We start from the raw sequence: 25,383 nt of genomic DNA, 5'->3' as shown, positions 1-25,383 counted from the left end.
AAATCACTTCTCCCCAATAGGATGCCTACCCTAAGAAGTTTCGTCTTCACCCGCCTTACTTCTTAGGTTTAAATTCCATTAAAGTAAATAAACTATTCGTCGGATAACTGTGCTTAAAAGTAAATCCTGCCGGTTCAATTGATTTCTGCCATTCAGATAAGGTGCGTTGTCTACCTCCCAATAAGACCATCATCACAATATCCATTGTTTTATTTGGATGTGGTTTGTCATCATCTGGCATGACTTGTTCAGCAATAAATAAAGTTGCATTTTCGGACATTTGATCGGCACAGTTTTTTAATATTTTATGCATCATTTCATCATTAAAATCATGCAATACTCCTTTAAAAATATAGGAATCTGCTGATGGGATTGTTGCAAAAAAATCTCCTTCCTGAAGCGTGACTTTACTGGAGAACTTATTAGAATCCAATTGACAAATAACTGCTGGGGTATCAAAAAGAATCACGTTTAATTCGGGGTATTGGTTGGTAATTGCTTGCACCAGTCCTCCGCGCCCCCCACCCATATCAACTAAACTGGAAAATACAGAGAAGTTGAATGCATGGCTAATCGCTGCCTCATCATAAGAAGATAATTTGGCCATTCCTCTATCAAAATTCTGCTGTTTCTTTAAATTTTTACTAAGAAAACTAAAAAAATCATCGCCATGTTGTATTTCAAATGCTGGCTTTCCAGTATGAAGACTCACATCCAGCTGAGAAAAAGCTTGCCACCAAGTATCATCCACCATACACAATACATCGCGCATGGAATGAGGGTCATCGTCACACAGCGGTTTGGATAATTCAGTCAACGAATAAAAACCCTTGTCGTAATGAAATAAATCATAACCACTTAGAAACTTTAATACTCTATCGAGCAATTCCGGCTTACTTTCTGTAACCTTGGCCAATTCTTCAATCCGTTTAGGCCCAGATGACAAATGATTTGCTACACCTAATTTAGCTACGGCATGCAATGCGCGTGAAACGACATACCAACGTGACATGGCAGCTAATTGAATATGAGGTTTATCCATTTTTGATTGCATTTACAATTCCTTTTATTTCGTTTCATTTTATTTTTCTAGAAAAAGAAAGTTCCGACTCCTTTTTCTAAGATTATTTGCTAATTAGATCAAAAAGTTAAGTGTTATTGTTTATTTAAATTTCATACCCAAAAAATGGGCGCATAGAAACAAAACTATTCTTAGTATCATATTAGTTCAAAAAAACTCCATCGATTAAGTATATTTCAATCTATTACAGAACGTAATGATGAGCCAGTAGCTGCCTGCAACGAATTCCTGCAAATACGCTAGTCTTGAACTCCGGGATATTCAAGTCCCGGAAATCCACTCACCCAGTATATGAAGAAGTTCAGTCAATCAATACTCACTCATGGCATAAGCTCAAAAAAAAATTATGCTGTTAATTTTCAATTCTCTCTTGTAAAAAAAACATCTCGAGGTCAAAATCAATGCAACATGATAGCTCAATGGCCGTTAATCTAAGAAGAATGCGGATGTTGTCCCTGCGAATGCAGGAATCCATCCATGATTAAGCAACATTGCCAAATATAAATGGATCCCCGCCTGCGGCGGATGACAGATGCACTTGCTAATTGAGTAAATTAAACACTAAATACTCTTAGCTTGACGGGATAAACCGATAGCAGATGTCACGATTAATTATGGTTATGTATGGAATGAGTTACACCTTTTGCACCCAAAATAAAGAAAAAATCATGAATAAAGAGCAATATAAAATTGTAGCACTTACGGCCTTAGGCGGCGCATTAGAGTTTTATGATTTTACGATTTACGCACTCTTCGCGTCCTACATTAGTCAAAATTTTTTCGCAAACACTGACACCCTTATTGGATTAATTAATACTTTTGCCGTCTTTGCGCTCGGGTATTTAGCACGACCTGTAGGGGGTATGGTTTTTGGTCACTTAGGCGATAAATTCGGTCGAAAATCTGCATTTTCACTTGCCGTTTTTATGATGGCAACCGCAACTTTGCTTATGGGATGTTTACCTAATTATCAATCCATTGGAGTTACCGCTCCCATCATCCTAATTTTTTTACGATTGATGCAAGGATTCTCTGTTGGTGGAGAAATTCCTGGAGCCGCCGTATTTACGATCGAACACGTTCCTCAGGAGCAGCGAGGATTTGCTATTGGTCTTGTATTCATGTGCATTACCCTTGGTAATAGTCTGGGAGCATTAGTAGGGTTTATTCTTACATTACTATTAAATCAGGAGCAAATGATGGCCTGGGGCTGGCGTATTCCTTTTATAATTGGGTTTGGCTTAGGGATTATTAGCTATATTATTCGCAGACAGTCGATTGAAACTCCTGTTTTTCTAACTATGGTAAAAGAAGAAAAAATACATCATCAGCCCTTTTGGGGATTGTGGACCTTATCATGGGAAAAATTGTTCCATGCTTTTTTATTTACTGCCGTTTCGTCCAGCATTATTTCGCTTTTTTTGTATTTGCCCGCCTATCTTACTTCTATCGTGAAACTTAAGGTAACACATACTTATTTAATTAATTTAGTAAGTTTTTTAAGTTTTGCAGTACTCACTGCGGTCTTTGGCAGCCTATCGGATCGTTGGAATCGTAAAAAACTACTTATGATTGGCGCCTTACTATTGATTTTATCCTGTTACCCACTTTTTTACGGTCTGAATCATTTTGGTGAGTCTTTTATTTGGATTTTCACCTTATGTTTCGCTTTATTTGGTGCAATGATCAATGGCAGTTATGTAGTCCTTATTAGTGAGTCATTCCCAGCGCATTTACGTTACTCTGGGGTTGGATTCAGCTACAGTCTGGGTATTGCCTTATTTGGGGGAGTTGCCCCTCTTGCTTTTACTCAACTCATCCAGGCCTTGAAATTACCTGAAGCACCCGCTCTATACCTATTGATTTGTGCTTTTGCCACGCTCATCGCTATTCTGCGATCGGAGCCTCGAAAAATCCCCGTGGGGCAAGGCAATGAATATCCAAGTCTTCCATAACATGGGCACAAGTGAATCCATGGCAGGAACAGGGTAAAACTACTCAGTTAATACTATCTCCCCATAGCGGCATGACTTAAGCTTGCTATCCTTATGCCAAAAGCAACCAGTAAACCTCCCATAATTTTAACAATATAATATTGCAAACGATTCAGATTGGATTGGACATACTGATGGGTAAGCAGGTAGGCAAGGCTGGAAAACCAAATCATATGAATTAAAGCGATCTCTACTCCATAACCCAATTCCGTGATAATGGAATGCCCCGGTTTTACAACCAAAGTAAAAAATGCCAGTAAAAACATGATTGCTTTGGGATTTAAAAGATTACACAACAAACCTTGTTTAAACGCCTGCAAACCCGTGATGGAATACCTTGAATGATTTGCATTCAGCTTCATCATTTCACGCTTAGCTAATAAGCTTTTGATACCTATATAAATAAGGTACGCTGCTCCTAAGTATTTGATAATACTGAACGCAAGTAATGATTGCGAAATCACAAAAGCCAATCCCAAGATACAGTAACTTGCATGAATCAATAGACTCGCTGAAACACCAAGAGCGGTATAGATTCCTGCTCGTCTGGAATAAAGTAGGGAATTCTTGGTGACTAGAGCGAAATCAGGACCTGGAGAAATTGCCGCTAACATAATTAACACGCTAATCGATAAAAACTCTTGCACCATATTTCTCCATAAAATGATAAAAAATAATTATAACACGAATGGTGTGGCTAAATTATTAGAGCTCTTGCGCACCTGATATTTTCCGCATGAACGTGTCAGGAATTCTGGATTTGCAGGATGGAGTCAAACTACACGGGTTAAGTTCCTTATTATTTGCAGGAACAAATCATTCTTTTTAATTAGTTCTGCATCTTCCTTACATTTTTTGAAATTTAGTGACAAAAATGAATACCGCGCAGGGGTAAATTGATAGGGTGTATCGTAGCTGAGAATGTAGCTCACGCATTCACCCAACTCTTCTTTGCTTAGAGTTAAATCAGTATAGTGATGACACAGTACATCCATCACTTCATAAAAATTTTGCACAGCAGCTGCCAAAACTTCTCCCCCTTTCTTATCCGCTTCTTTTTCTTTATATGCTTCAGCTTGCTTCATCAATAATTGCATTTGCGCGCGCACACCCCCAGATTTAGAGAGTTCAGACTCTCTTTCTTTTTTAGCGGCATCTGCTAAAGGTTCATACCATTCCCGATCTTTATTATCGCGATAATATATCGTGAAGTTTTTATCTGCACTCAACGATTGTTGTGCGTAGGCCTCTTGAGTTAAAGAACACTGATAGTCAAAAATAGCGCCAATATTCTCCGCGGTGTAGCGTGAAGCACCTTTTCCCCCGTGACCATCATAGATCCCTACCAAAAAAGGTACATTTAGAGAAAGCGTTTGTACAGCAATTGAAATATTGTCTCGTGAGCCCCATTCGAGGGCTTTATTGGCAAGCATTTTTGCTAATAGCTGTTCCTCTAGCGCACTTGCTGAGGGTATTTCCTTTAAACAATTTAAAAGCCATTGTTCATGCTCTTTTTTAGTCTGGAACGCTAAAGGCTCGGTAAAACCATCACATGTCGTAATCAATTGCACTTTTCCTACGTTTTCTTTGGAGATACCTATATGTTCATAGATCTCATCGAGGTAATTGACATCGATACTTGCATCAGCACAAACTACCTCAGCATTATAATCAAAATCGCCTATTGCACGGGATACAGCCAACTGGCCATTGATGCGATCAAAAAAGACTGTCCCTCCTGCTCTTTGGATACGCTCTAGCTCAACATTGGGATGATGAATAATATTATTTAAACGTACTACACCTGTTATCTCCCCTTGCTTGTCGAAAATCGCTGCAAAAGAGAGAGAGTCCGCCAATGTAGCGGTGATCAAAGCTCCATGTCCGTCATACACGGTCGTTGATGCGGTAGTCCCCCCATACATCATATTACGTCCTAAAATATTTACCAGATGATAACTCGTCCACAACCGACGGCCAATCTCTTGGGGGGTTAGGTATTTAAAATGCTCTCGTGCATACCAACATGCAAAGGCAGCATCCTCTTGGCTCGGACGCGCGCCTATGGTTTCATACAAACCAAAGTGGTGTTCTTTTACAAGTTCACACACATCAATCCCTTTATCATTAGGCAATGATGTAATGTGTTGAATACGTGGCATACTTTTTTCCTAATCAACATGCTCCTGTAAAAATATAGCACATAGACTGTTCCTTCTTTTTACGCTACCACTCGCTTAATTCTACAGCAAACTTCTTAACTCTTTGCTTCTTCAGTGACTTGAGTTAAATAACCTACGATATCCTCAATTTACCCTACGTCCCGCGGTTTATCCCTGAACGATCGTCAGTTTTTTAAATTTATCATGTACCACTTAAGTTTCTCTACGTACTGCTTTAAATTTCTCTACGTACCGCTTTCTCTACGTACCGCGCTTTATGCCTGAGAGATGGTCACTTTTTGTGACCATCTCTCAGGGTTTATCCGCAGGATCCAGGGAGTTTGCAATAAAACTGGATCCCGCGGACAAGCAGCGGGAAGTAAGTGATGTGTTAGGTTAAATATCCGCACTGAATTAAATAATTAAGGTATTTATTGAATACCGTTTCATCTATTTTTTCACAGTAAATTTCGTGATTGCCTAACTGGTTTTTTGTATAGGTACAATCAATTTTCGCCTTATTGTTGTGAAGATATAAATCAAACAACGAACTGTTTTTATGTAATATTTTTTCCGTAAAGAAAGGACGTAATGGAGAAAATGGGTGATTCAGATCAAATTGGTTTTTCTCCTTAATCATTTTTTCCCAATCAGGATAAGCGACATCCTTTATCTTAAAACCTTTGGCTTTAACATATCCAAATAATTGATCGACATCGACTTCCTGCGGATTTATTAAATGATAGGTATCCGATTGATAAGGTCTTTCCAAAGCAAATCGAGCAATTGCCTTTGCGACATAATCCACTGGAACAAAATTAAAACCCACATCTAATAAAGGTCGCGCGCCCAGTTCGACACATCCTTTGAGGATACGACACACCACGTCTTCCTGGTTCCAGAATCCTGTTTGACTTTCCCCTGTAATCAAACTCGGTCTGTATATCACTGTTGGAATATTAGAGTTACGAGCATGAAATACCAATCGCTCAGCCAACCACTTTGTTTGATTATAGCCACCATAAATTCCATCTTCTGGTTCAAGCTCGGTTCGTTCATTGATTACCACATCATCTGCCAAATCAGCAGACATAAAATAGCCCACAGTTGAAATATAATGCAGCGCTTTCAGCCGTCTGTACCCAGCGAATTCGATGAGTTGTTTTGTCCCGAAAACATTACTTGCTGCCAGTTTTTGATAAGGATAAATAAAATTAAGTACTGCGGCTCCATGAAAAATAAGATCAACAGTATCTGCCAAATAATACCAATCGTGCTTAGCTAGGCCCAAGTTGTTTTTTTCCAAATTGCCTAAAACGATGTTAATTCGATCATGATAAACCGGATTCCACACCCCATAGTGTTCCATGTTTTTAATCACTCTGCTTATCCCTGCCGTGGGTGAACTGGCCTGAACAAGACACGTAATTTGCCAGCTCGTATTGGATAAAAGCTCGCGCAGCAAATAAGCTCCTAAAAAACCTGTACCCCCGGTTAACAATACATGTTGCGGCATAGCCTTGGGCAAAGAAGTAATATGAGGTGATATGCTTTTATATTGATTAAACTCAGCAATCAGATCAATCGGGGGATGCTCATGCAGTTTTTGTTGCTCTGTTTTCCCTGCGAATAAATCCATAATTTCGCCTAAGCTTGGATCCCCGAGCAAGAATTCAATGGATATGTTTTTATCAGCATATGTTGAAAGCACATAGTGTAACTCCCCCAATTGCACTGAATTTAACCCCAATTCGCTTAGCTTTTTTTCTTTATCTAAGACCGTAATCTCTTCATTAAAAATTGGTTTGAGCATCTGATCAATATCTGAAGATTCAGAATTCATTGTCTTTACAGGCTTCTCTGCTTCATTCTTTGCGAGCTTATCGATACAGATAATATCTAAATCTCCTCCCAGGTATTTTTTCTTACATAACAAACGTTGCGTTTTTCCGCTGGTGGTTTTGGGAACTGATTTAGGAGCAACAAGAACCACAATATCTGCATCAATCCCATGCATTTGCAGCAGATTACTCCGTATGGTTCTGATGATTTCTTCTAAATTCAGTGTCTGAACTTTCTTTTTAATTTCCTGAACAATAATTAATAATTCCGCATCATTTTCTTCTACTGAAAAAATGGCACAGCCATACTCACGCAGATAAGGATGGCATGTATGGATGGTATCTTCCAAATCGTGTGGGTAATAATTACATCCACGAATAATAATCAGATCTTTAAGGCGCCCCGTTACATAGAGTGCCCCTTGATCCATATAACCCATATCCCCTGTGCGTAAATAAGAATGTTCTTTATTGGCAATACATGCGTTGAAACTATGTTTTGTATCCTTAGGCGATTGCCAATACCCCTGGGCAACGCTTTTACTTGCGACCCATATTTCTCCAACCTCTCGTTCTGGACACTCCTGCAAAGTCTCAGGATTCACGATAGCAAGATAACAACTATCAACGGGCTGTCCGCAATTAATCAAACTGCGGGCATCAGGATGCGTTTCATTACAATAAAGCACCTTGTTCTGATTTAATGTTTTTTTATCTACCCATTGACTGTTTATTCCTTGTTTACGACGTCCACCTGTGACCATCAAGGTGGATTCAGCAAGCCCATAGCAAGGATAAAAAGCCTCAGGCGAAAAGCCGCAACAAGCAAAACGTTGAAGAAAACGCTCGAGGGTCGTCTTGCGAATAGATTCTGAGCCACTCATTGCACATTGCAAACTGCTTAAATCCAATCTGCTTTTTTCTTCCTCAGTGACTTTACTTGCACATAAATCATAAGCAAAATTAGGAGCAACCGTTGCTGTAGCTCGATAGTGTGACATTGTTTCCAACCAAATTGCTGGGCGTTGCAAAAAAGTCAATGGCGACATCAGCTTTACAGGAATCGTACTGAAAACAGGTTGTAATATCCCTCCGATAAGTCCCATATCATGATAATGAGGCAACCAAGAAACACTAATATCTTCTTCAGTGAGGCTATTTGCTTTTCCTATTGCAAATAAGTTATGCAACAAATTACCATGACTGATCATCACTCCCTTGGGTTTTCCGGTGGATCCGGAAGTGTATTGTAACAAAGCGAGATGATCTTCCTTAAGAGACGGAGGGCTCCATGTCTCAATTACATTGACCCAATCTTCTGTGATGACACATCTTAACTCTTCATAATCTTTATATTTTTTGATTTGTTGTTCTAGCTCTTTTGTGGTCAGGACAACACGTGCATTGGAATTTTTAATAATATGTTGGAATTTTTTGCCCCAATCTGTAGTAGTAGAAGAATATGAAGGTACAGCAATAACCCCTGCATACAAACAACCAAAAAAGGCCGCAATAAAATCAAGGCCGGGAGGATAAATAATTAATACCCGATCACCAGGGTATGTTACGTCGCAGAGAACACTTGCTATTTTCTTTGCTTGTTCTGCCAACTCTTGATAAGTCAGACTCTTACTTTCCTGCATTTTTTTGTTTATGAACGTATAGAGTGGAAAATCCGGATTTTTCTCTGCTTTTTTTTCCAGTAAGTCGACCAGACTTGTGTAAGAACATTCCTCCATACCACACCCCTAAATCTAAGATAATGACACTGAACCTCATAGAGAACTGACATCAGTACGTTCTTATTCGCTTTATTAGATTTCTTTCGAAACGCGTTGCAATAGCGTCTTGAAAGAAGTCTATTATGGAATATCTATTTGAAAAGTACAGCAATCTCAGACAAACTAGGGTCTATTTTACATTCCCCTAGCTTGGCCAAAATGTCCTGACCCAACAGTAGAACTGGAAACAAGCATTAAAAAAATTTAAAACACGTTGTAGGATTAATCGAATGCCCAAACTCATAGTTAAAACAATTCTGAAACTAAAAGAAGCCACTCGTTATTCTTTTTATGGATTAAAAGCTGCTTTTCAAGACGAATTCGCCTTTCGTCTTGAATTATTGGCTGGCATCATTGCTTTGCCTCTTGCCTTTTTTATAGGACAAACTTACGTTGAGCGAGCGTTATTAATTAGTACGTTATTTTTAGTCTTAATTGCCGAATTATTGAATTCAGCAATCGAAATAACTTTGAATCGAATAAGTCGCGAATGGCATCCTCTAACTAAAAAAGCAAAAGATCTCGGTTCAGCCGCAGTTTTTATTACGATTATCAATGCAATTGTAGTTTGGATCATGATGATTATCTCTCGCTTCCAAACATGAGAAAAAAATGAAACGTTTATATTCCATATTACTTTCATCACTGTTATTTTCATCACTTGTTTTTGCTAAAGCAGGGAAAAGTCCAATGTTTCACAGCAGCATTCACCCTATTCCCCCAAGAATCCAGAAAAAAATGCATCAATTTACCTGGCGTCAAGGTTGTCCTGTAAGCATGAAAGATTTAGCTTATATACGCCTCTCTTATTGGGGGTTTGATAAAAAGGCGCATACAGGAACTTTAATTGTCAACAAAGAACTCGCCGATGAAGTAATTACCATTTTTAAGGTTCTTTTTCACCATCAATTTCCCATTCAAAGCATGGAACTCATGGATAAATATCAAGGGGATGATAATGCCTCAATGACAGCAAATAATACCTCAGCCTTTAATTGTCGCCCCATTACTGGTCGCCCCGGCGAGTATTCGCAGCACAGCTATGGGCGCGCAATTGACATTAATCCACTGATTAACCCCTACGTCAAGGGTAAAACGATATATCCCCCGGAAGGTGCTCTTTATATGGATCGCAATACACCTGCGCCTGGAAAAATTATTAAAGGTGATTTCGTCTATCAGGAGTTTACAAAACATGGATGGGATTGGGCCGGAAATTGGTATGATATTCAGGACTACCAACACTTTGAAAAAAGGGCAAACGGCGAAAAACGAAACCCTTATGGATATCAATAATACCGCGATTATACGCCATACCTAAGCTACAAGGTACTAATGCGTAAACTTCCTTGTATTCTGAATAAATTGGGTAATCTCGTCCAATTGAGTTTTTGCCAAATATTCCGTTTGTTCTTTTTGGGGATCAATTCGAGCAAGTTTCTGATAAAGTTTCTCCATATTCTCATGTCGACCTTTACCAAGAATCTTCGAATGACTGAAAAAGTAAAATAATCCTGCTGTTGTCTTTGCTTGACCAATTTGCTGTAATTTTTCTAACTGTTCCAAAGGAGATAGTCTAGAACTTAAAATGCCGGCAATTTTTCTCATCCCCGTACTGTTCGTAGTAATAAATTTTCTTGTTAATCGTTTGCCATCTAGAATCACATTGACGCATTCATTAAAACTGCGTATTGCGGTTTTAAAGTTTAAATTTTCCTGTGCTAACATGTGTATTACTTTTTCCAAATTAGGGTAAGGGTTATCTTCACTTTCAAAATCTGCTCTACGATTTTCTGCAATCAATTTTTTTGATAATTCGTAATGAGATCGAGGTAAAGCAAAAGTTGAAATTTCTTTATAAATTTCCTCTCTTTTGCGAAGCATCTCTCCATTAAATACATGGCTTACTGGATTAGGAACATGCAATAGCTTGTTTCTAAATGGAAGTAAATCATGTTTTGACTTTAATAAATTCATTTGTTGATGATACGCTTCAAATTCCGCAAACTTCGTGGCCATAATAGCCCATTGAGCATTGAAATTTTTATATGCGTCCATCCTGGAGGGCAAAGTAATAAGAAATTTATTGACGTGATCAATCGTTGGCCGTTTTTCAGGGTTTCCACTTTGCAAACAATGGAGCAAAGTCTTTATATCTTCTAAAAGATAAGGATCAACCTCAGATACATCATAACCTGCAAATAAACCATCAAAACAATAGGGAGCCTCAGCTATATCGGCTAGGTTCGTTGCTAATTCCTTATATTTTAAAATATGTCGTGCACCAAAGATCTCACCCAATATTGCTGCCAATGCATACATATCCGATTGATAAGTACTGCCTTTCCCCAAAATTACTTCTGGAGCCATATAAGCCAGTGTTCCTGAAGTTTTCAGATTATTTTTGGAATCAACGTCTTCGGCCAAACCAAAGTCAATAAAAATTATAAGAAATTGTCCATTCTCCAGCTTCTTATAACAAATATTTGCGGGCTTAAGATCACGATGTACAACTCCCTTTTGTTGTAACAAAAGCATCTCGCAGGCTATACGCCCCGCCACTTCCAAGCGAAACTGAAACGTATAGTTGTAGCTGGGTGTAAACGGTAACAGCTTATCCAGGCTGGTACCACAATCCTCAAGAATGGTAATCACCATATCTCCTGTTCCAACTACCCCAACAACATTGACTCCATGTTTTTTTTGTCTGAACGCTTCTTTTGTCGTTCGCTTCAATAGTTCAGGATAGGGTGTATCCTTAGAAGGTTTTTGAATTTTGACTACATCCTTTACAGGGATTAGTCGTGCTTGATAACGCTTATTTTTTGCATCACGAGTTACCACAATTTTATATTTTGATTCGTTTACTGAACCAAACCCCCCTTTGCCTTTGTGCGTATTATCAATAACATGCCACTGATTCTTACCGGATAGGACTAATTGATGACTAAAGATAAATGGGGGCGAGCTGTTAAAGATACTTATTTTGGATGATTTCCCTGAACCCAAGCTGCCGGACAAAGGGGATAAGAAATTCACTCCCTCTTTTTGTTTAAATAAAAATTTAGCAATTTTTTCATCCAGGAAAATTGGTCCCTTCTGATTTTTCCACAATACTTCAAAATCAATATACTTCATGCCTTGTCCATAGAGCTGGAAGCAAAAATAGGAACATAATATCAGCTTAATAATCCCCTAAAAAGAAAAAAAATCAAATCAACTTATGAGAATTCCCGGGAATTAATATATACGCATTTATTTACAGTCGTCCGCGACACTACCCTATTTCTTTCGAAGTCATTGTTCCTACTTTAACGAGTAAAATCAAGCAAACTGATCTATAATTATTCAATAATTTATGGATAAATTATGACTGATTCTAAATTAGAAATTTCTCCCGGCCAAAGCTGGCTTATGGAGCGCATGCAGTGCTTGGGATACCATACGGATCCGGACGGTGTTTGCTATGGCTTAGCTTATATGGCGGTACAAGCTATTCTTGCAAATGACTTAGATACCTTTAATCGACGATTATCGCTCATTGCAAAAATTCCTACCGATCAATTCGAAAACACGATTAATGAAGCCAAACAGAAGTCGTTGGTTATTATTCAAAATGCCAAAAAACAAGCAAAAAAGGCATTTTTATCTTTAACAAAGCTGGAAAGAGAGCAAATTGAAAAGCAACCCATACTTGTAGAAAAACTTAATGAATTAAACAAAATTATCGAAAAATTGGAAAGAGATAATCAGCTTGACGAAAATAAATTAAATGAATTGAACGAAAGAAGAGAACAACTCATATTATCATTTTTACAACAAAAATATATAAATTTTCATCTAAAAAAAGCTGATCCTATAGTAATAGGAAACACTCAATATAAGATGAATGAAATCCTAGATATAATTCCATTTTTTGAAGGAATATCTATTTATTTTGCGCCTGGTAGATATCCTGAGATTTTCGAAGGAGGAATGGGTCCAAAAATACAACATGGCATTGCTACTTCACCGACTGTAATTTCTAATAAGTTACAGGAAAAACAAGGAATTAGCCGGATTGACTTTTTCTGCGGAGCTTATTCAGCTGAGGATTTAAAAATTTATCTGGATACACTCCAGTCAGCTATTAATGATAAACACCCACCTGTTTCAAATCCAATAGCTTTTAATTTAAACAGCGTGGGGCATGCTATTACCATTGGCTATGATCCGAATAAAAAGTTGCTTTTCATTGATTCGAATCGTTTGCCAACTCAATATCTCGAGAGCACAGAAGAAATGGCAACACACATTCTTTCTGCTTTTTCTAAAAATGGCGTTGCTACATTTTCATCAGAAATTTTTGCAAGCAAGGAAGCAGAAAATGAAATACAAGAAGTCATTAATCATTGGAAAGAACATCCTGAGTGGAAACGCATCCATACTATAACAGATGAAAAGAAACAATTAGCCGATTCAAATGGCCATAGCTGGCTTCATGTAGCTGCTGCAAGAGGCTTTATTAATGAATTAACTTTATTGATGGAAATGGGAGGGAACTCTCCAAGTAATGGATATGGGAAGGAAGGGGAAGTTGCTCTACGTCAAGCAGGAAGGGCTGGGCAATTTGAAACTGTAAATTTTTTATTAGAAGCCGGCGTTGATTCAAACTCTTGCTTTACAGAGATTATATTGGCAAGAAATGCGGATGTGGTCAAAGCTTTTATTGATCATGGTGCTGACGTGAATCAAATCCATAAAGAGTCGGGAGTTACCGCTTTATATCGCGCCTGCGTACAAGGAGATTTGAACGTTGTGCGCCTTTTACTTGAGGCACAAGCAGATCCTAATCAACCCTCTCCAGGGAGCCATTACTCAGCACTCTATTTTGCATGTTCTCAAGGTAATTTAGAACTTGTAAAGTTACTGCTTGAGTTTAATGCAGATCCTAATGTACTCACTAAAAATGGGAATGGTCCGCTTTATATTGCTGCAAAAAATAATTTTCCTGAGATAGTTGAGGTATTATTACAGACAAAAAAAGTGAATCCTCTGCACATATGTATCGATCATAAAGATACTCTTTTACAGTTTGCCTCAGCGTATAATAAAACTGATGAAATGAACGAATTAATTAAAGAGAATGAAGGCAACAATTCTATTGTTGCCTCGACTCCCCTTGAGATAGCTACTGTTATGGGGAACCAGAAAATTTCTAATTTGTTAACCAGGGAAATTCTTGGCTTAAATTTATCTGATCAACAACTACAACAATTAAATTCTACGGTTGCTGGGAAAATTTTTAAAAATTTACTTACAGATGTTTTAAGTACTACGCTCAAGAATCCCAAACCTCTAGAGCGAACTCAACAAATACAAGCGTGGGGACTGTTACTCCACAATTTATTTAATAAAGATAATGCAAACATTCAAATAAAAGACATTATTCATAATTGGCAAAAGACTGTAAATCACAATGGACACAAAAACATCGACATCGTTGATCCAGGAAACGATCTCCTCAGTTTTTTTACAAAAAGTAAGGTTAATCTTTTTTTAAGTAACACCATAAAAGACTATGGTAATGCCAGGCCTGACACCGTTATTTCAGACCATTTATCTATAAAGCAAGGGGGATTTATGTAGTTGCACAGAAGAAGCACATGGGGTTAAAAAAGCCTCTAATAAAGAAAAAACTTAAATCCTACTTACGAGAATTCACGATTCAAGGTACTATATAAGCATTTATTTACAGTAGCAATAACATCAAAACGATTAATCCAGATATGTCCAAACCAGCAAATCATACAAAACGTGTGTCCTACATTGTCCCGGTTTATAATGAAGAAGCAGGAATTGCCGAGTTTATTGCCGCATTGATTGATACAATAAAAAATCTTGGCTATGCCTATGAAATACTTATTGTAGATGATGGCAGCCAGGATAATACACCGGTAATTATTCAGCAATTAAGAACTCAATTTTCTCTTCGCTGCATTCGTTTTAGTCGAAATTTTGGCAAGGAAAACGCCATAAGTGCTGGGCTTGACCATGCCCAGGGTGATGCAGTGATTCTGCTGGATGCGGACTTCCAACATCCCCTAGGACTCTTAACCCAGTTCATCGCCAAGTGGGAAGAGGGATATGATATGGTTTATGCAGTTCGGCAAAACCGTTCGGATGAATCCTGGTTAAAAAGAACTTGTGCCAAGGCATTTTATCAGCTTACTTCACGGATAAATCGTATTAATATCCCTGCAAATGCTGGCGATTTTAGACTTTTAGATCGCAAGATTGTCAAAGCACTCCAAAAATTACCCGAAAGGAATCGTTTCATGAAGGGCTTATACAGCTGGGTTGGATTTAAACAAATTGCTGTTCCTTTTGAAGTCCAACCTCGCAAAACAGGTACGTCACAATGGAATTTTTACTCACTCTTGGATTTGGCAATTACTGGGATTACCTCATTTACTGCATTTCCATTGCGTATGATTGCTATTGGTGGAATTGGTGTGGCAACCCTGGCGATTCTTTATGGCATTTGGATTATAATAAGCACCTTGATTTTCGGTATAGAAACACCCGGTTGGGCAACCATAGTCACCACGATTTCCTTTTTTGGCGGTTTGCAACTCTTTGCCTTGGGCGTAGTCGGTGAATATATAGGCCGAGTCTTTGATGAGGTAAAACACAGGCCTCATTATGTTATTGATGAGGAAGCCAGTTTTAATGACAGCACAACTTAAATTAAGACATAGGCTAATTTATTTTGTAGGCATTGGTAGTGTTGCCGCATTCGTGCATCTTTTTACTGTGTTCCATTTGGTGAAATTTATACATTTCCAGGCGCTCGTAGCGAATGTGTTTGCCTTTCTGATCGCTTTTAATGTCAGCTTTTTAGGCCACAAATATTTAACCTTTTCTCAACTGCATAATGAAAAAAATTTGAGCTTACCTCATTTTTTTCTGGTTGCAGCTTCTGCAGGAATCATTAATGAAATGCTTTATTTCTTGCTTTTACGTTATACTGCCCTAAATTACTTATTTGCTTTGTTTCTTGTTTTGGGATTTGTTTCGATTTATAGCTTCGTCATATCAAGATTTTGGGCGTGCCGTTAGAGTAAGCGATCAGTCCCGCCCAAGAAACAGCCATTCGGCTTTAAATTCAAAATCTCCTCCTAAAAATACCCACAGATCCACCGCATAGTATCCAAGCAATGTGAAGGTCCTCCGTGAGCTGTTACAATCTCCCTTCTGCTAAAATAAAATAGATTACGATTTTTAAATATTCACGTTACTTTGTTCCAGTATGATTTCCTTTTCCCCTCTAAGACATTGTATTTTCTTCTTTTTTAGATCAAAGACATACTGTAGCCTGCAATACTCCCTGGGATTAGAAAGCAACGCGGGATTAAAAACTACGAGATTAATTCCCTTTGGATCCCGAGCGGATGGAACAATCAATAATGGATGTCCTTCATGCGCGACTCTTCTCCCGGTTTCTTGGCATTGCGTATAATTATCCGGATCAACGAGCCAGGGAAACTCTTCTTTTTTCCCTGTCAAATCAAGACCTAATCCCTGACAATAAACTTTCGCAACCCGTCTATCGATAATCACTGTATCTTGGGTTTGAAAAATTTCCCAGGAATCTTTGATTTCCTGAATAAAATGATATCTTGTTTCATAAATTGTCGTTTTCAGCGTTTCTGATCCATACCAGCAAGCAATTGCACCATCGCTGTAACGTGAGCGCGTTATTTTTTCAAACGGATAATCAATAAAATCATTTTTACTGTAATCAAATGCCCGTTGTATTAACGATTGATTGGTTAGCGCAGGATGAGTATGACTTTCTATGGTATTGGCCGCCTCCCAATCGATTGGATCATCACTGAGATCATCGAATAAATCCTGAGAAACTTTTATGCCTCTTATATTTCTAAAAATATCTTGTGAATATTCTCTGACAGCATCAAATAATGACACGTTACTGACCTCGCATAAAATCAGTAAGTCGTCTTATTTGAGCAATTCCAATATAACCTTGCTCCAACATAATATCCAATGGACAAAGATTATGGAGTTTTTGATTTCGCCCTTTTATCCATTGATAGACTATTTCTCGATTGTAGGGATAGAGAATTCTCAGATTTTTATGAATTCCTAAGAGATTACCTACTCGTTCGATCGTGTCTCTGCCAGATATATGCGCCGTTCCTCTTTTAAATTTGGCAAGTTGTGCGGGGCTTATCCCACCTAAAAGCTCACACTCCTCTTCGTTTTTTAATTGCCAATGCTTAAAAAGCATAATCACATTCTGGGTATTACGTTTTAGAACGTCTTCACTTAAATCTTGAGATGTTAAAGATGCCAAATGCAAATGATTCATGGTAAAAACCCTCTATTTATAGATTATTATAGTATATAAATAGATTTTTACAAGCAACTTAATGGCATGAAATAACTCAATCTGGAAAAGAGTAAGTTACAATTTGCCATATAGAAAAAAATTTGCAAATTTGCGCTTCAAAGTTTCAGGTAAAATCGGGGCTGAATTATATACAATGTGCAGAGCATTTTATTTTTGCATTGATATGTTCGGTCATGCTAGAAAATAGATGTTAATAAGAGTCAGGATAAATCCCACTAACTATTTCTATAGGCTCGCGAATAATGAGGCGCTTTCCAACCATTTCTTTCACTTTAGGTAATATGGATTCTATCTTTTCTGCTGTATCAATGAATTGCACAACTAAAGGAAGCTTACTACCTATATCCACCAATGAGGCAGATACAACAGGACTTTTAAATGTAAATCCAGCAACTGCACGCAAGACGGTTCCCCCTGCAATTTCATTTTTATCGAGCATAGTTAACAGCTCAATGTGCAAGGGACGATGCTGCCATTTGTCCGATTCATTAATGTAGATAGAAACTTTTACATGATTCATTTCAAATTGCCCGAGCGAGTACTATGCCCGCAATAACTGCCAATAGTGAAAAAAGATTATTGCAAATAAAATTTAGTGCAGCAAGTCCATAATCACTTTGCTCCAGAAACATATAGGTTTCGTAACTGTAGGTTGAAAACGTGGTGTAAGCCCCACAAAACCCAACGGCAACAAACGAACGCCATCGCGGATCAACCTCCACTCGCTCTAAAGTCCAGGCAAGAAAAAAACCCAGAATAAAACTTCCAGTAAGATTAACAATGAATGTTCCAAAAGGAATATCTGCCGATAAATACTTAGCGGAAAAACGACTCACAAGATAACGCAAGTTTGCGCCAATGATTGCACCCAAAGAGATCCACAAAAAATCATTCAAGATTTTTTTTCCTTTTTATTTAAACAGATTACACTTATCCAGAGTTTGTTGACATCTCGCTAGAAGATAATACATAAAAAAATTGGGCGCGTAAATTTATCTTGAACTTGTCTTATAATAAATTCTCGTGCTGCTCAAAGTGCACTTGAAATTCATCACAATCCTTTAAAAATTCGTCACTTAAAAAATAATTATACTCCTTAAGGCGCGCATGCGCGATAGGGTCTGTAGTGTTGGAGCCTCCCCCTGGATGACACATAATTAGAGTATTATCCCTGGCTAAACTCATCCATTTCCTGAATAATTCTCTATAGTTTGTTGCCGGGGCAAAATCATAAATACCTGAGAAGTAACGATTGTGGGGGATGCCCAATTCGATGAGTTGCTTCAACAAAGCCTTACCTCCTGTAAGACTCAATATTTTTCCTTTAAACCGAGATTGAGGCAAATTAATGGAAGGCCAAGTGGAACGAATTGACGTGCCATGACTTTTCAATCTTTGTGCATAGAGATCTAAAATAACGTTCCGTATTACAGGAAATTGATGGACATGCTGGTGGCCATCAATAAAATCGGGAAGTTGTTGCATGGTTTCTGTAAATTGTTCCAGTTGCGCCAAAAATTCTTTTGCAATGAAGGATAATTTTATCGAGCGCATATGCGTTTTAATGAGCAATTCATGTAAAGAAAAGCACGATTTTTCTGGAATAGATGCTAAATAACCTTCCGTAAGATTAAAATGTAAACCAACTTTGATGGGTTTACTTTTTTTTACGTTGAGTAGTTCTTTGGCATAAGGAATAAAACCAGGCATATTCACCATACAGCTCACAGCGGACAACCGTCCCATGCGTGCTAATTTTAAAATCCCTTCTGAAACTCCGGGTTCCAAACCAAAATCATCTGCACACAACATTATGGTTTTCGAATTAATCACAATTAAAGGGCCAATATATCACAAAGACATATAGTATCTCATTTTTGCAATAAAAATGTAGCCTGGGTGCCGCAGCGGAACCCGTGTTTCGCTGCGCTGCACCCAGACTACATTATTGGGCTTATCCATTTTTAGGCAGCTTCTGATTGCACTTTCACTGCAAAGAAACGTGCACCCAATACATTGATACACAGACCACCAATCACTAATAATCCGGCAGCAAGCTTCCATAGTTGAAAAGGTTCCCCCAGAACTAAAGCAGAACTCAAAATAGCAACAATAGGAACCAATAAAGTAAATGGTGCGATCACTCCTACTGGATATCGAGCAATGAGCCAGTTCCAAACGCCATAACCTATCCAAGTTGAGGCAAAAACAATATAAAACAACGATAAGGTCCCACGCCAACTTATATGCTCATAGGTATAAACAAAACTCGAAGGTCCTTCAAACATCAAAGAAAGAAGGAACATAGGGATACATGCAACAAAACTTCCCCATGCAATAATTGCCATCATGTTGGTATTACTTCCTTTAATTCTCTTGGTGATTAAATTCCCCACTCCCCAAGTTGCTGCAGCGGCAAGAATGAAGACAAAGCCAACCAAAGAGATATCACTATCAAAGTGCATAGCAACTAAACCAATGCCAGCAAAAGCGACAAGTGCTCCAAGAATCTGTCCCGTATTAGGCTGTTCACCCAAGAAAATCACTGCAAAAAACATACTGAAAAATACTTGTGTTTGCATAAGCAACGATGCCATTCCAGCAGGCATACCAATATTCATGCCAATAAAAAGAAAAGCAAATTGTAATGCAAACATGACAAAACCATAGAGGACAATCGATTTGAATGAAGATTGAGGAATTTTAATAAAAAAAATGGCTGGAATACTTGCCAGTAAAAAACGTAAGGCACAGAGTAACAAAGGCGAAATTTCTTCCAGTCCGAAGGAAACAAAAAGAAAATTTACCCCCCAAATCACAACAACTAAAAGAGCCAACAAAAGATGTGTAAAAGGCATCATCATGCTCCGGCCAAAAACCATATTCTAGCCCAAGTGCTGTAATAACGCCATTTATTTAGTGCATTTTTTGAGCAGTAAAATGTTCAAAAAAAGTAAATTTTGATCTCTATTAAGATTTTTTAAACGGCATAACCTAATAAAAATTTAATTTCTATTTTTAATCTCTCACGTTAAACTGGATTCTTTAAATAACAAAGTTAAAAAATCGGTGGGAAGCGCAATAGAAAATCCTTCTTCCTCAAACGAGTTGCTGTCTCCTCTACGTATCTCTGCCGACGCCCCGCGGCTTGTCCGCGGGGTTCAGTTTTTAGCATAGATCATCTGGATCTCGCGGACAAGCCGCGGGACGTCGGAATAGCGCTGTAGCTTTTCAACGCTATGGAGATTCAGGAACAGAACACGGGGGGGTAAATTAGTATATCAACTTAATACGGGTTCTGCTGCACTGCTCCAAGTTACGTTTTATCTACTTTTTGTGGTCTAAATTATGAAAGAAATTATTCTTGCTACCAGTAATCCCGGTAAAATCAAAGAATTGCGTGATTTATTATCTCCAATTGTGTGCATTCCACAAACCAACTTAGGAATTTCAGATGCACTAGAGGATGGTTTAAGTTTTATAGAAAATGCACTCATCAAAGCACGCCACGCCAGTTTACATGCGGGTAAACCTGCTTTAGCCGATGACTCGGGGTTAGTAGTACCCGCTTTAAATGGCGAGCCGGGTATTTACTCTGCTCGTTATGCGGGGACCAATGCAACCGATGCAGAAAACATTCGTTTATTATTGGAAAAAATGACTCATGTACCCTCAATACAACGGGAAGCTTGGTTTTATTGCGCGATTGCACTGGTACACCATGCAAAAGATCCTATGCCAATCATTGCCACAGGCAGGTGCAAAGGAATAATTCATACCTTTCCCGTGGGCGAGGGTGGATTTGGTTATGATCCCATATTTTACATCCCTGACTTTCAATGCACAGTAGCACAATTACCTGCTAAAATTAAAAATAATATCAGTCACCGTGCACAAGCATTAAAGCAATTGCGCGCTCTACTTAAGAATTAATGATGGATACGGATACACTCTTTGCGCAAGCATATAAATTCCAGTATGAAGGTCAGTTGCCACAAGCTATTAGTCTCTATGAACAAATCTTGTCTCAGGAGCCCAAGCATCTGAACACGTTGCATTTTTTAGGACTCACTTATGCTCAATTAGGTGATATGGATAATGCAATTCTCTATTTATTACAAGCACTTTCCTTAAATCCTGATAATGCGGGTCTGTTGAATAACCTTGCGAATGCCTACAAAAAATCACATCAACTGGACAAAGCAATTAAATATTACCAGCAAGCCATCAAACTGCAGCCAGATTATGCTCAGGCCCATAATAATCTGGCAACGGTGTATGCATTGCAAAATAATTATGCCCAAGCTCTATTACATTATACGCGAGCAGTCCATGCTGAACCTGATTTTAGTGCCGCACATTTTAATTTAGGTTTATTACTGCTGCAAAATAATGAATTGGAAGCCGCCAAAGTCCAATTTAATAACGTAGTATCCTTAAATCCCTTTCATACCGAAGCCCTTTTCTATCTGGGTGTGTTGCATCTGGAAAAAAATGCCCTTGCTGATGCAGAAAAAGCATTTCAAAATGTTTTGGAACAAGACAGCAGGCAAATAGAAGCCCTTTCCAATTTGGGTGTCATTGCTTTGAAAAGACAGCAAAACCAATTGGCAATTGATTATTTCAGCAAAGCATTAGCCTTAGATAATGAAAATATTGAAGCGCGTAATAACTTGGCCGCTACATTCATGCATCATGATCGCTTTGAGAATGCGCTCATGCATTATGACGTATTACTTCAAAAAGAACCTGATAATATTGAATATTTATACAATTCCGGCGTAGCGCAAATGGCTTTGGGGCATTTGAATGAAGCGATTATTCTTTTTGAACATATCCTTGAGCTTGAAAACACCCATACCTCCTCTTTAAATAATTTAGCTGCAATTTATCTGAAGTTAGAGCAAAGAGACAAAGCAAAAGAATACTTAGAAAGGGCTCTGGCGATTAATCCTCAAGATACAATCAGCGCCCATATGCTCCATGCCTTGACTGGGGATGAACAGGCAACAACCACTCCTGAATACGCGCATAATTTGTTTAATAACTATGCACTTTATTATGATCAACACATGAAGAGCACACTACAGTATTCCATCCCACAACATATAGCGCGTGAAATCCATCAATTGGAATTACCTAAAAATGCTCATACTTTGGATTTAGGATGTGGAACCGGCCTCACAGGCATTGTTCTTCGTGAGCGAAGTAAACATTTAACTGGGGTAGATATTTCAGGAAAAATGCTGGCCCAAGCCAAAGAAAAAAGAATTTATGATAATTTGGTGGAAGCTGAAATCAGTCAATTTCTTCAGCAAAATAAAGCCTCTTATGACCTCATCATTGCAGCGGATGTTTTCCCCTATTTTGGCGAGCTTGATATGTTATTTCATACCATTCATCAACACCTAAAGCTTGGAGGCTATTTTATTTTTACCACTGAAATCAGCGCAACAACCTTCTGGTCACTTGAAACAAGTGCCCGTTTCAGCCATCATCCTGACTACATTCAAAAATTGGCAGAACAAAATCAGTTTAAGAACGTAAAACAAGAAAAAATTCCAGCACGCATACAAAATCAGCGTTCTTTGGAAGTTATGCTTTATATTTTAACAATTTAAATAATTTTGAGCAATAAGACAAAATAGTAATTATACTATACTATAGGGATTGGGAATGACTCTTTCATTCATATGATTGAGCAAGGAGCTTTTATGTCACAGCCCACTAATGGACATAAGTTTAGCGAGGCACCACAACTCACCTCCAGCGAACAACGCAAAATTGAGCAAAAAATTGAGTTTGAAACTGCCAAGTCATTTCACAGCATGGTTAAGCTTGGTGCTTTTGCCAATATTTTTGGTGCTCTTCTGTATGTTCTTGCAATCTATAGTTCGACACGCCCAATATTAATCATTTCTTGGTATATCCTTCTGGTGATTGCAAATTTGCTCAATGTCTTATGGGCTCTTCGTTTTGAATACAGCCATATAACCCACAGAGAAATCATTAAATGTCGGCAAGGATTTCTCTACATTGTTATTTTAATCTGCCTGATATGGAGCAGCATTGGCATTTTGTTTATGAATGATGGCATCGATCAAAAAATGACTACGATTATCTTCTTGTCAGCTGTTTTGATTTGTTTTTCCTTCTCAACCGCACTGGATTTAACAATGGGCATCGCCAGTATTGTATGCTTACTTACCCCTACACTTTTATATCACCTTTATTTAATTATTGATTTATCCCAATCCAAGAGCAACAACGTCAGTACTTCGATTACAGGTGCATTTTTAGTACTTGGGATATTTATGCTTATTGCGTGCTTTGTGGGAAACAGGATTATTTTAAAATTATTTCGTTTGGGTTATGAAAACGCATTACTTAGTCGGAAACTGGAAAATATGAATGCTTCCTTAGAGCAACGGGTTAACGAACGCACGGAAGCATTAGAGAAGTCACTGAAGTTAGTCACCTACCAAGCAACACATGATTTATTAACTGATTTACCTAACGAGCGCTTACTTTATGATCACATTCAGGGTGTCACTGAAAAAGCAATTCGCGATCATCAAAAATTTGCCATTGCCTGTTTTTCATTAAACAATATGATAAAAATTAATGACAGTATCGGCCATCAAGCTTCTGCCACTATTATTCATCGTATTGCTCAGCGTTTTGCTCATCTTGCGGAAAAGAATTCAAAATATTTCATTTCATTGTTACGTAAAGATGTTTTTGTTATTTTAATTTATCCAGTCAAAGATGCATTAGAAATCGAGGAGTGTACCCAAGATTTATTTGTTGTATTAGAAAATCCTGTCTATGTTGCCCAACAAGAATTGAACTTAACCGCAAGTATGGGCATTAGTGTATATCCGACTGATGGCAGAGATGTAGATACATTAATTACGAATGCAGAAGCAGCCCGCACACTGGCAACCGAGCGGGGAGGAAACTGCGTACGCATTTACAATACAGTGATTACTGCAGATGCCTCCAGACAATTAAGTATTGAAAACCACCTCCATCATGCAATTGAAAATAACGAACTCATTTTAAATTATCAACCATTTATTGATTTGAGAACTGGAACCATTTGCGGTGCAGAAGCGTTATTACGTTGGCAGAGCCCGATTTTAGGATTGCTTTCTCCAATGGAATTTATTCCTTTAGCAGAAGCAAACGGTATGATTCTTCCTATTGGTGAATGGGTTTTAAATACTGCATGCAAGCAGCTGAAGAAATGGCACAACAAGGGATTTCAATTAGCGTTGTCGGTTAACTTGTCAGCCAAACAATTAATACAACATGATTTAGTTGAGCGTATTGGGGAAATTTTAAATAAACTAAAACTTTCTCCCAAGTATCTCGAGTTGGAACTGACAGAATCTAATGCATTTCAAAATGAAGCCATTCCAATTATTAATAAATTTACGGAGATGGGTATCTCACTGGCCATTGATGACTTCGGTACGGGTTATTCAGAATTCGGAAATCTTAAGTTATTTAAAGTGAATAAAATAAAAATTGATAAAACCTTTATTCAAGATATTGAAGTCAGTATCGATAGCAGAAACATTGTAATTAATACTATTGCATTGGCACATCGGATGAATATTGATTGCCTGGCAGAAGGTGTGGAAACGCTAGGGCAAATTAAATTTTTAAAAGAAAACGGATGTTACATAATGCAAGGTTTTTATTTTAGTAAACCTTTAGATACCAAAGATTTTACTGAATTTTTAAAGACCCATTCCAAAAATACCTACCTCGCTTTGACTCATTGGTAAAAACATACAAAACCAGGGTCTGTTTACATTTCGCTAGCTTGAGCCAAAATCGTTTGATTTTCGAGCACTAAAGCACAGCATACTTGACGTATGTGAGCATCGGAACACAGAAAGTCAGGTCATTCGGAACACAGAAAGTCAGGTCATTAGGACCAGGAGAGTATAAACTTAGCTCTATTTACATTTCGCTAGCTTGAGCCAAAATCCTTTGATTTTCGAGCACCGAAGCGCAGCATACATGAAGTATGTGAGCATCGGAGCACAGAAAATCAAACGATTTTGGCCAAGATAGTAGAAATGTAACTCTCGATA

The 25,383-nt window shown here is 38.1% G+C and carries 20 protein-coding genes; 9 read left to right on the top strand and 11 right to left on the bottom strand.

The features are described 5' to 3' along the window. Nucleotides 1-55: 55 nt before the first annotated feature. A complete protein-coding gene (locus LXO92_RS04540) occupies nt 56-1,054 on the bottom strand; it encodes a methyltransferase (RefSeq protein ID WP_182351532.1) in 999 nt (332 codons plus the stop codon). Between the two features lie 626 nt (nt 1,055-1,680). Here LXO92_RS04540 and LXO92_RS04535 point away from each other — a divergent pair. Then, complete coding sequence (locus LXO92_RS04535; RefSeq protein WP_182351531.1) at nt 1,681-3,036, top strand: MFS transporter; 1,356 nt, start codon at nt 1,681-1,683, stop codon at nt 3,034-3,036. A 53-nt stretch (nt 3,037-3,089) separates the two neighbouring features. Here the strand turns inward: LXO92_RS04535 and LXO92_RS04530 are convergent, their stop codons facing one another. The 3 genes from LXO92_RS04530 to LXO92_RS04520 form a co-directional block, all read right to left on the bottom strand. Beyond that, nucleotides 3,090-3,725 carry a LysE family transporter gene (locus LXO92_RS04530; protein ID WP_232890450.1) on the bottom strand — a complete coding sequence of 212 codons (636 nt, stop codon included), beginning with the start codon at nt 3,723-3,725 and terminating at the stop codon, nt 3,090-3,092. A 123-nt stretch (nt 3,726-3,848) separates the two neighbouring features. After that, nucleotides 3,849-5,237 (bottom strand): PP2C family serine/threonine-protein phosphatase, encoded by a 1,389-nt coding sequence (locus tag LXO92_RS04525; protein WP_182351530.1) that lies wholly within the window; start codon nt 5,235-5,237, stop codon nt 3,849-3,851. 391 nt (nt 5,238-5,628) lie between these two features. Beyond that, nucleotides 5,629-8,817, bottom strand: coding sequence for a thioester reductase domain-containing protein (locus LXO92_RS04520; RefSeq protein WP_232890449.1), 3,189 nt, complete (start codon nt 8,815-8,817; stop codon nt 5,629-5,631). Nucleotides 8,818-9,089: 272 nt separating this feature from the next. Here LXO92_RS04520 and LXO92_RS04515 point away from each other — a divergent pair, with 272 nt between their 5' ends. Beyond that, complete coding sequence (locus LXO92_RS04515; protein WP_182351528.1) at nt 9,090-9,464, top strand: diacylglycerol kinase; 375 nt, start codon at nt 9,090-9,092, stop codon at nt 9,462-9,464. Between the two features lie 7 nt (nt 9,465-9,471). Beyond that, nucleotides 9,472-10,155 (top strand): M15 family metallopeptidase, encoded by a 684-nt coding sequence (locus LXO92_RS04510; protein ID WP_182351527.1) that lies wholly within the window; start codon nt 9,472-9,474, stop codon nt 10,153-10,155. A gap of 36 nt (nt 10,156-10,191) precedes the next feature. Here the strand turns inward: LXO92_RS04510 and LXO92_RS04505 are convergent, their stop codons facing one another. After that, complete coding sequence (locus LXO92_RS04505; RefSeq protein ID WP_232890448.1) at nt 10,192-11,997, bottom strand: protein kinase domain-containing protein; 1,806 nt, start codon at nt 11,995-11,997, stop codon at nt 10,192-10,194. Nucleotides 11,998-12,228: 231 nt separating this feature from the next. Between LXO92_RS04505 and LXO92_RS04500 the strand changes: the two genes are divergently transcribed. The 3 genes from LXO92_RS04500 (at nt 12,229) to LXO92_RS04490 (ending at nt 15,960) form a co-directional block, all read left to right on the top strand. Further along, complete coding sequence (locus LXO92_RS04500; RefSeq protein ID WP_232890447.1) at nt 12,229-14,487, top strand: ankyrin repeat domain-containing protein; 2,259 nt, start codon at nt 12,229-12,231, stop codon at nt 14,485-14,487. A 140-nt stretch (nt 14,488-14,627) separates the two neighbouring features. Further along, entirely contained in the window at nt 14,628-15,587 is a 960-nt protein-coding gene (locus LXO92_RS04495) for a glycosyltransferase family 2 protein (protein WP_182351524.1), read from the top strand. Next, on the top strand, nt 15,571-15,960 hold the full coding sequence (locus LXO92_RS04490; protein WP_182351523.1) for a GtrA family protein: 390 nt from the start codon (nt 15,571-15,573) through the stop codon (nt 15,958-15,960). Before LXO92_RS04495 ends, LXO92_RS04490 begins: the two co-directional genes overlap by 17 nt. Before the next feature lie 162 nt (nt 15,961-16,122). Here LXO92_RS04490 and LXO92_RS04485 read toward each other — a convergent pair whose 3' ends face one another. The 6 genes from LXO92_RS04485 to LXO92_RS04460 all read right to left on the bottom strand — a co-directional run bounded on the left by LXO92_RS04485 (nt 16,123) and on the right by LXO92_RS04460 (nt 20,133). Next, on the bottom strand, nt 16,123-16,830 hold the full coding sequence (locus tag LXO92_RS04485) for an RES family NAD+ phosphorylase (RefSeq protein ID WP_182351522.1): 708 nt from the start codon (nt 16,828-16,830) through the stop codon (nt 16,123-16,125). A 1-nt stretch (nt 16,831) separates the two neighbouring features. Continuing rightward, nucleotides 16,832-17,233, bottom strand: a complete 402-nt coding sequence (locus LXO92_RS04480; protein ID WP_182351521.1) for a hypothetical protein — start codon at nt 17,231-17,233, stop codon at nt 16,832-16,834. A 232-nt stretch (nt 17,234-17,465) separates the two neighbouring features. After that, on the bottom strand, nt 17,466-17,795 hold the full coding sequence (locus tag LXO92_RS04475; RefSeq protein WP_182351520.1) for a DUF190 domain-containing protein: 330 nt from the start codon (nt 17,793-17,795) through the stop codon (nt 17,466-17,468). 1 nt (nt 17,796) lies between these two features. Beyond that, nucleotides 17,797-18,171: a fluoride efflux transporter CrcB gene (crcB, locus tag LXO92_RS04470; protein WP_182351519.1), complete on the bottom strand. Its 375-nt coding sequence runs from the start codon at nt 18,169-18,171 to the stop codon at nt 17,797-17,799. A gap of 112 nt (nt 18,172-18,283) precedes the next feature. Continuing rightward, nucleotides 18,284-19,108 (bottom strand): ChbG/HpnK family deacetylase, encoded by an 825-nt coding sequence (locus LXO92_RS04465; RefSeq protein WP_182351518.1) that lies wholly within the window; start codon nt 19,106-19,108, stop codon nt 18,284-18,286. Between the two features lie 131 nt (nt 19,109-19,239). Next, complete coding sequence (locus LXO92_RS04460) at nt 19,240-20,133, bottom strand: EamA family transporter (protein WP_182352732.1); 894 nt, start codon at nt 20,131-20,133, stop codon at nt 19,240-19,242. A 490-nt stretch (nt 20,134-20,623) separates the two neighbouring features. Between LXO92_RS04460 and rdgB the strand changes: the two genes are divergently transcribed. The 3 genes from rdgB to LXO92_RS04445 all read left to right on the top strand — a co-directional run bounded on the left by rdgB (nt 20,624) and on the right by LXO92_RS04445 (nt 25,071). Beyond that, nucleotides 20,624-21,208 (top strand): RdgB/HAM1 family non-canonical purine NTP pyrophosphatase, encoded by a 585-nt coding sequence (gene rdgB / locus LXO92_RS04455; RefSeq protein ID WP_182351517.1) that lies wholly within the window; start codon nt 20,624-20,626, stop codon nt 21,206-21,208. A 2-nt stretch (nt 21,209-21,210) separates the two neighbouring features. Further along, on the top strand, nt 21,211-22,896 hold the full coding sequence (locus LXO92_RS04450; RefSeq protein ID WP_182352731.1) for a tetratricopeptide repeat protein: 1,686 nt from the start codon (nt 21,211-21,213) through the stop codon (nt 22,894-22,896). Between the two features lie 93 nt (nt 22,897-22,989). Continuing rightward, nucleotides 22,990-25,071, top strand: coding sequence for a putative bifunctional diguanylate cyclase/phosphodiesterase (locus LXO92_RS04445; RefSeq protein WP_182351516.1), 2,082 nt, complete (start codon nt 22,990-22,992; stop codon nt 25,069-25,071). Nucleotides 25,072-25,383: the final 312 nt, after the last annotated feature.

Origin of the sequence: Legionella resiliens (genome assembly GCF_021344005.1) — a bacterium.
GTDB lineage: Bacteria > Pseudomonadota > Gammaproteobacteria > Legionellales > Legionellaceae > Legionella > Legionella resiliens.
Note: the sequence above shows the minus strand (reverse complement) of the source record. Positions and strands in the feature narration are given on the sequence as shown.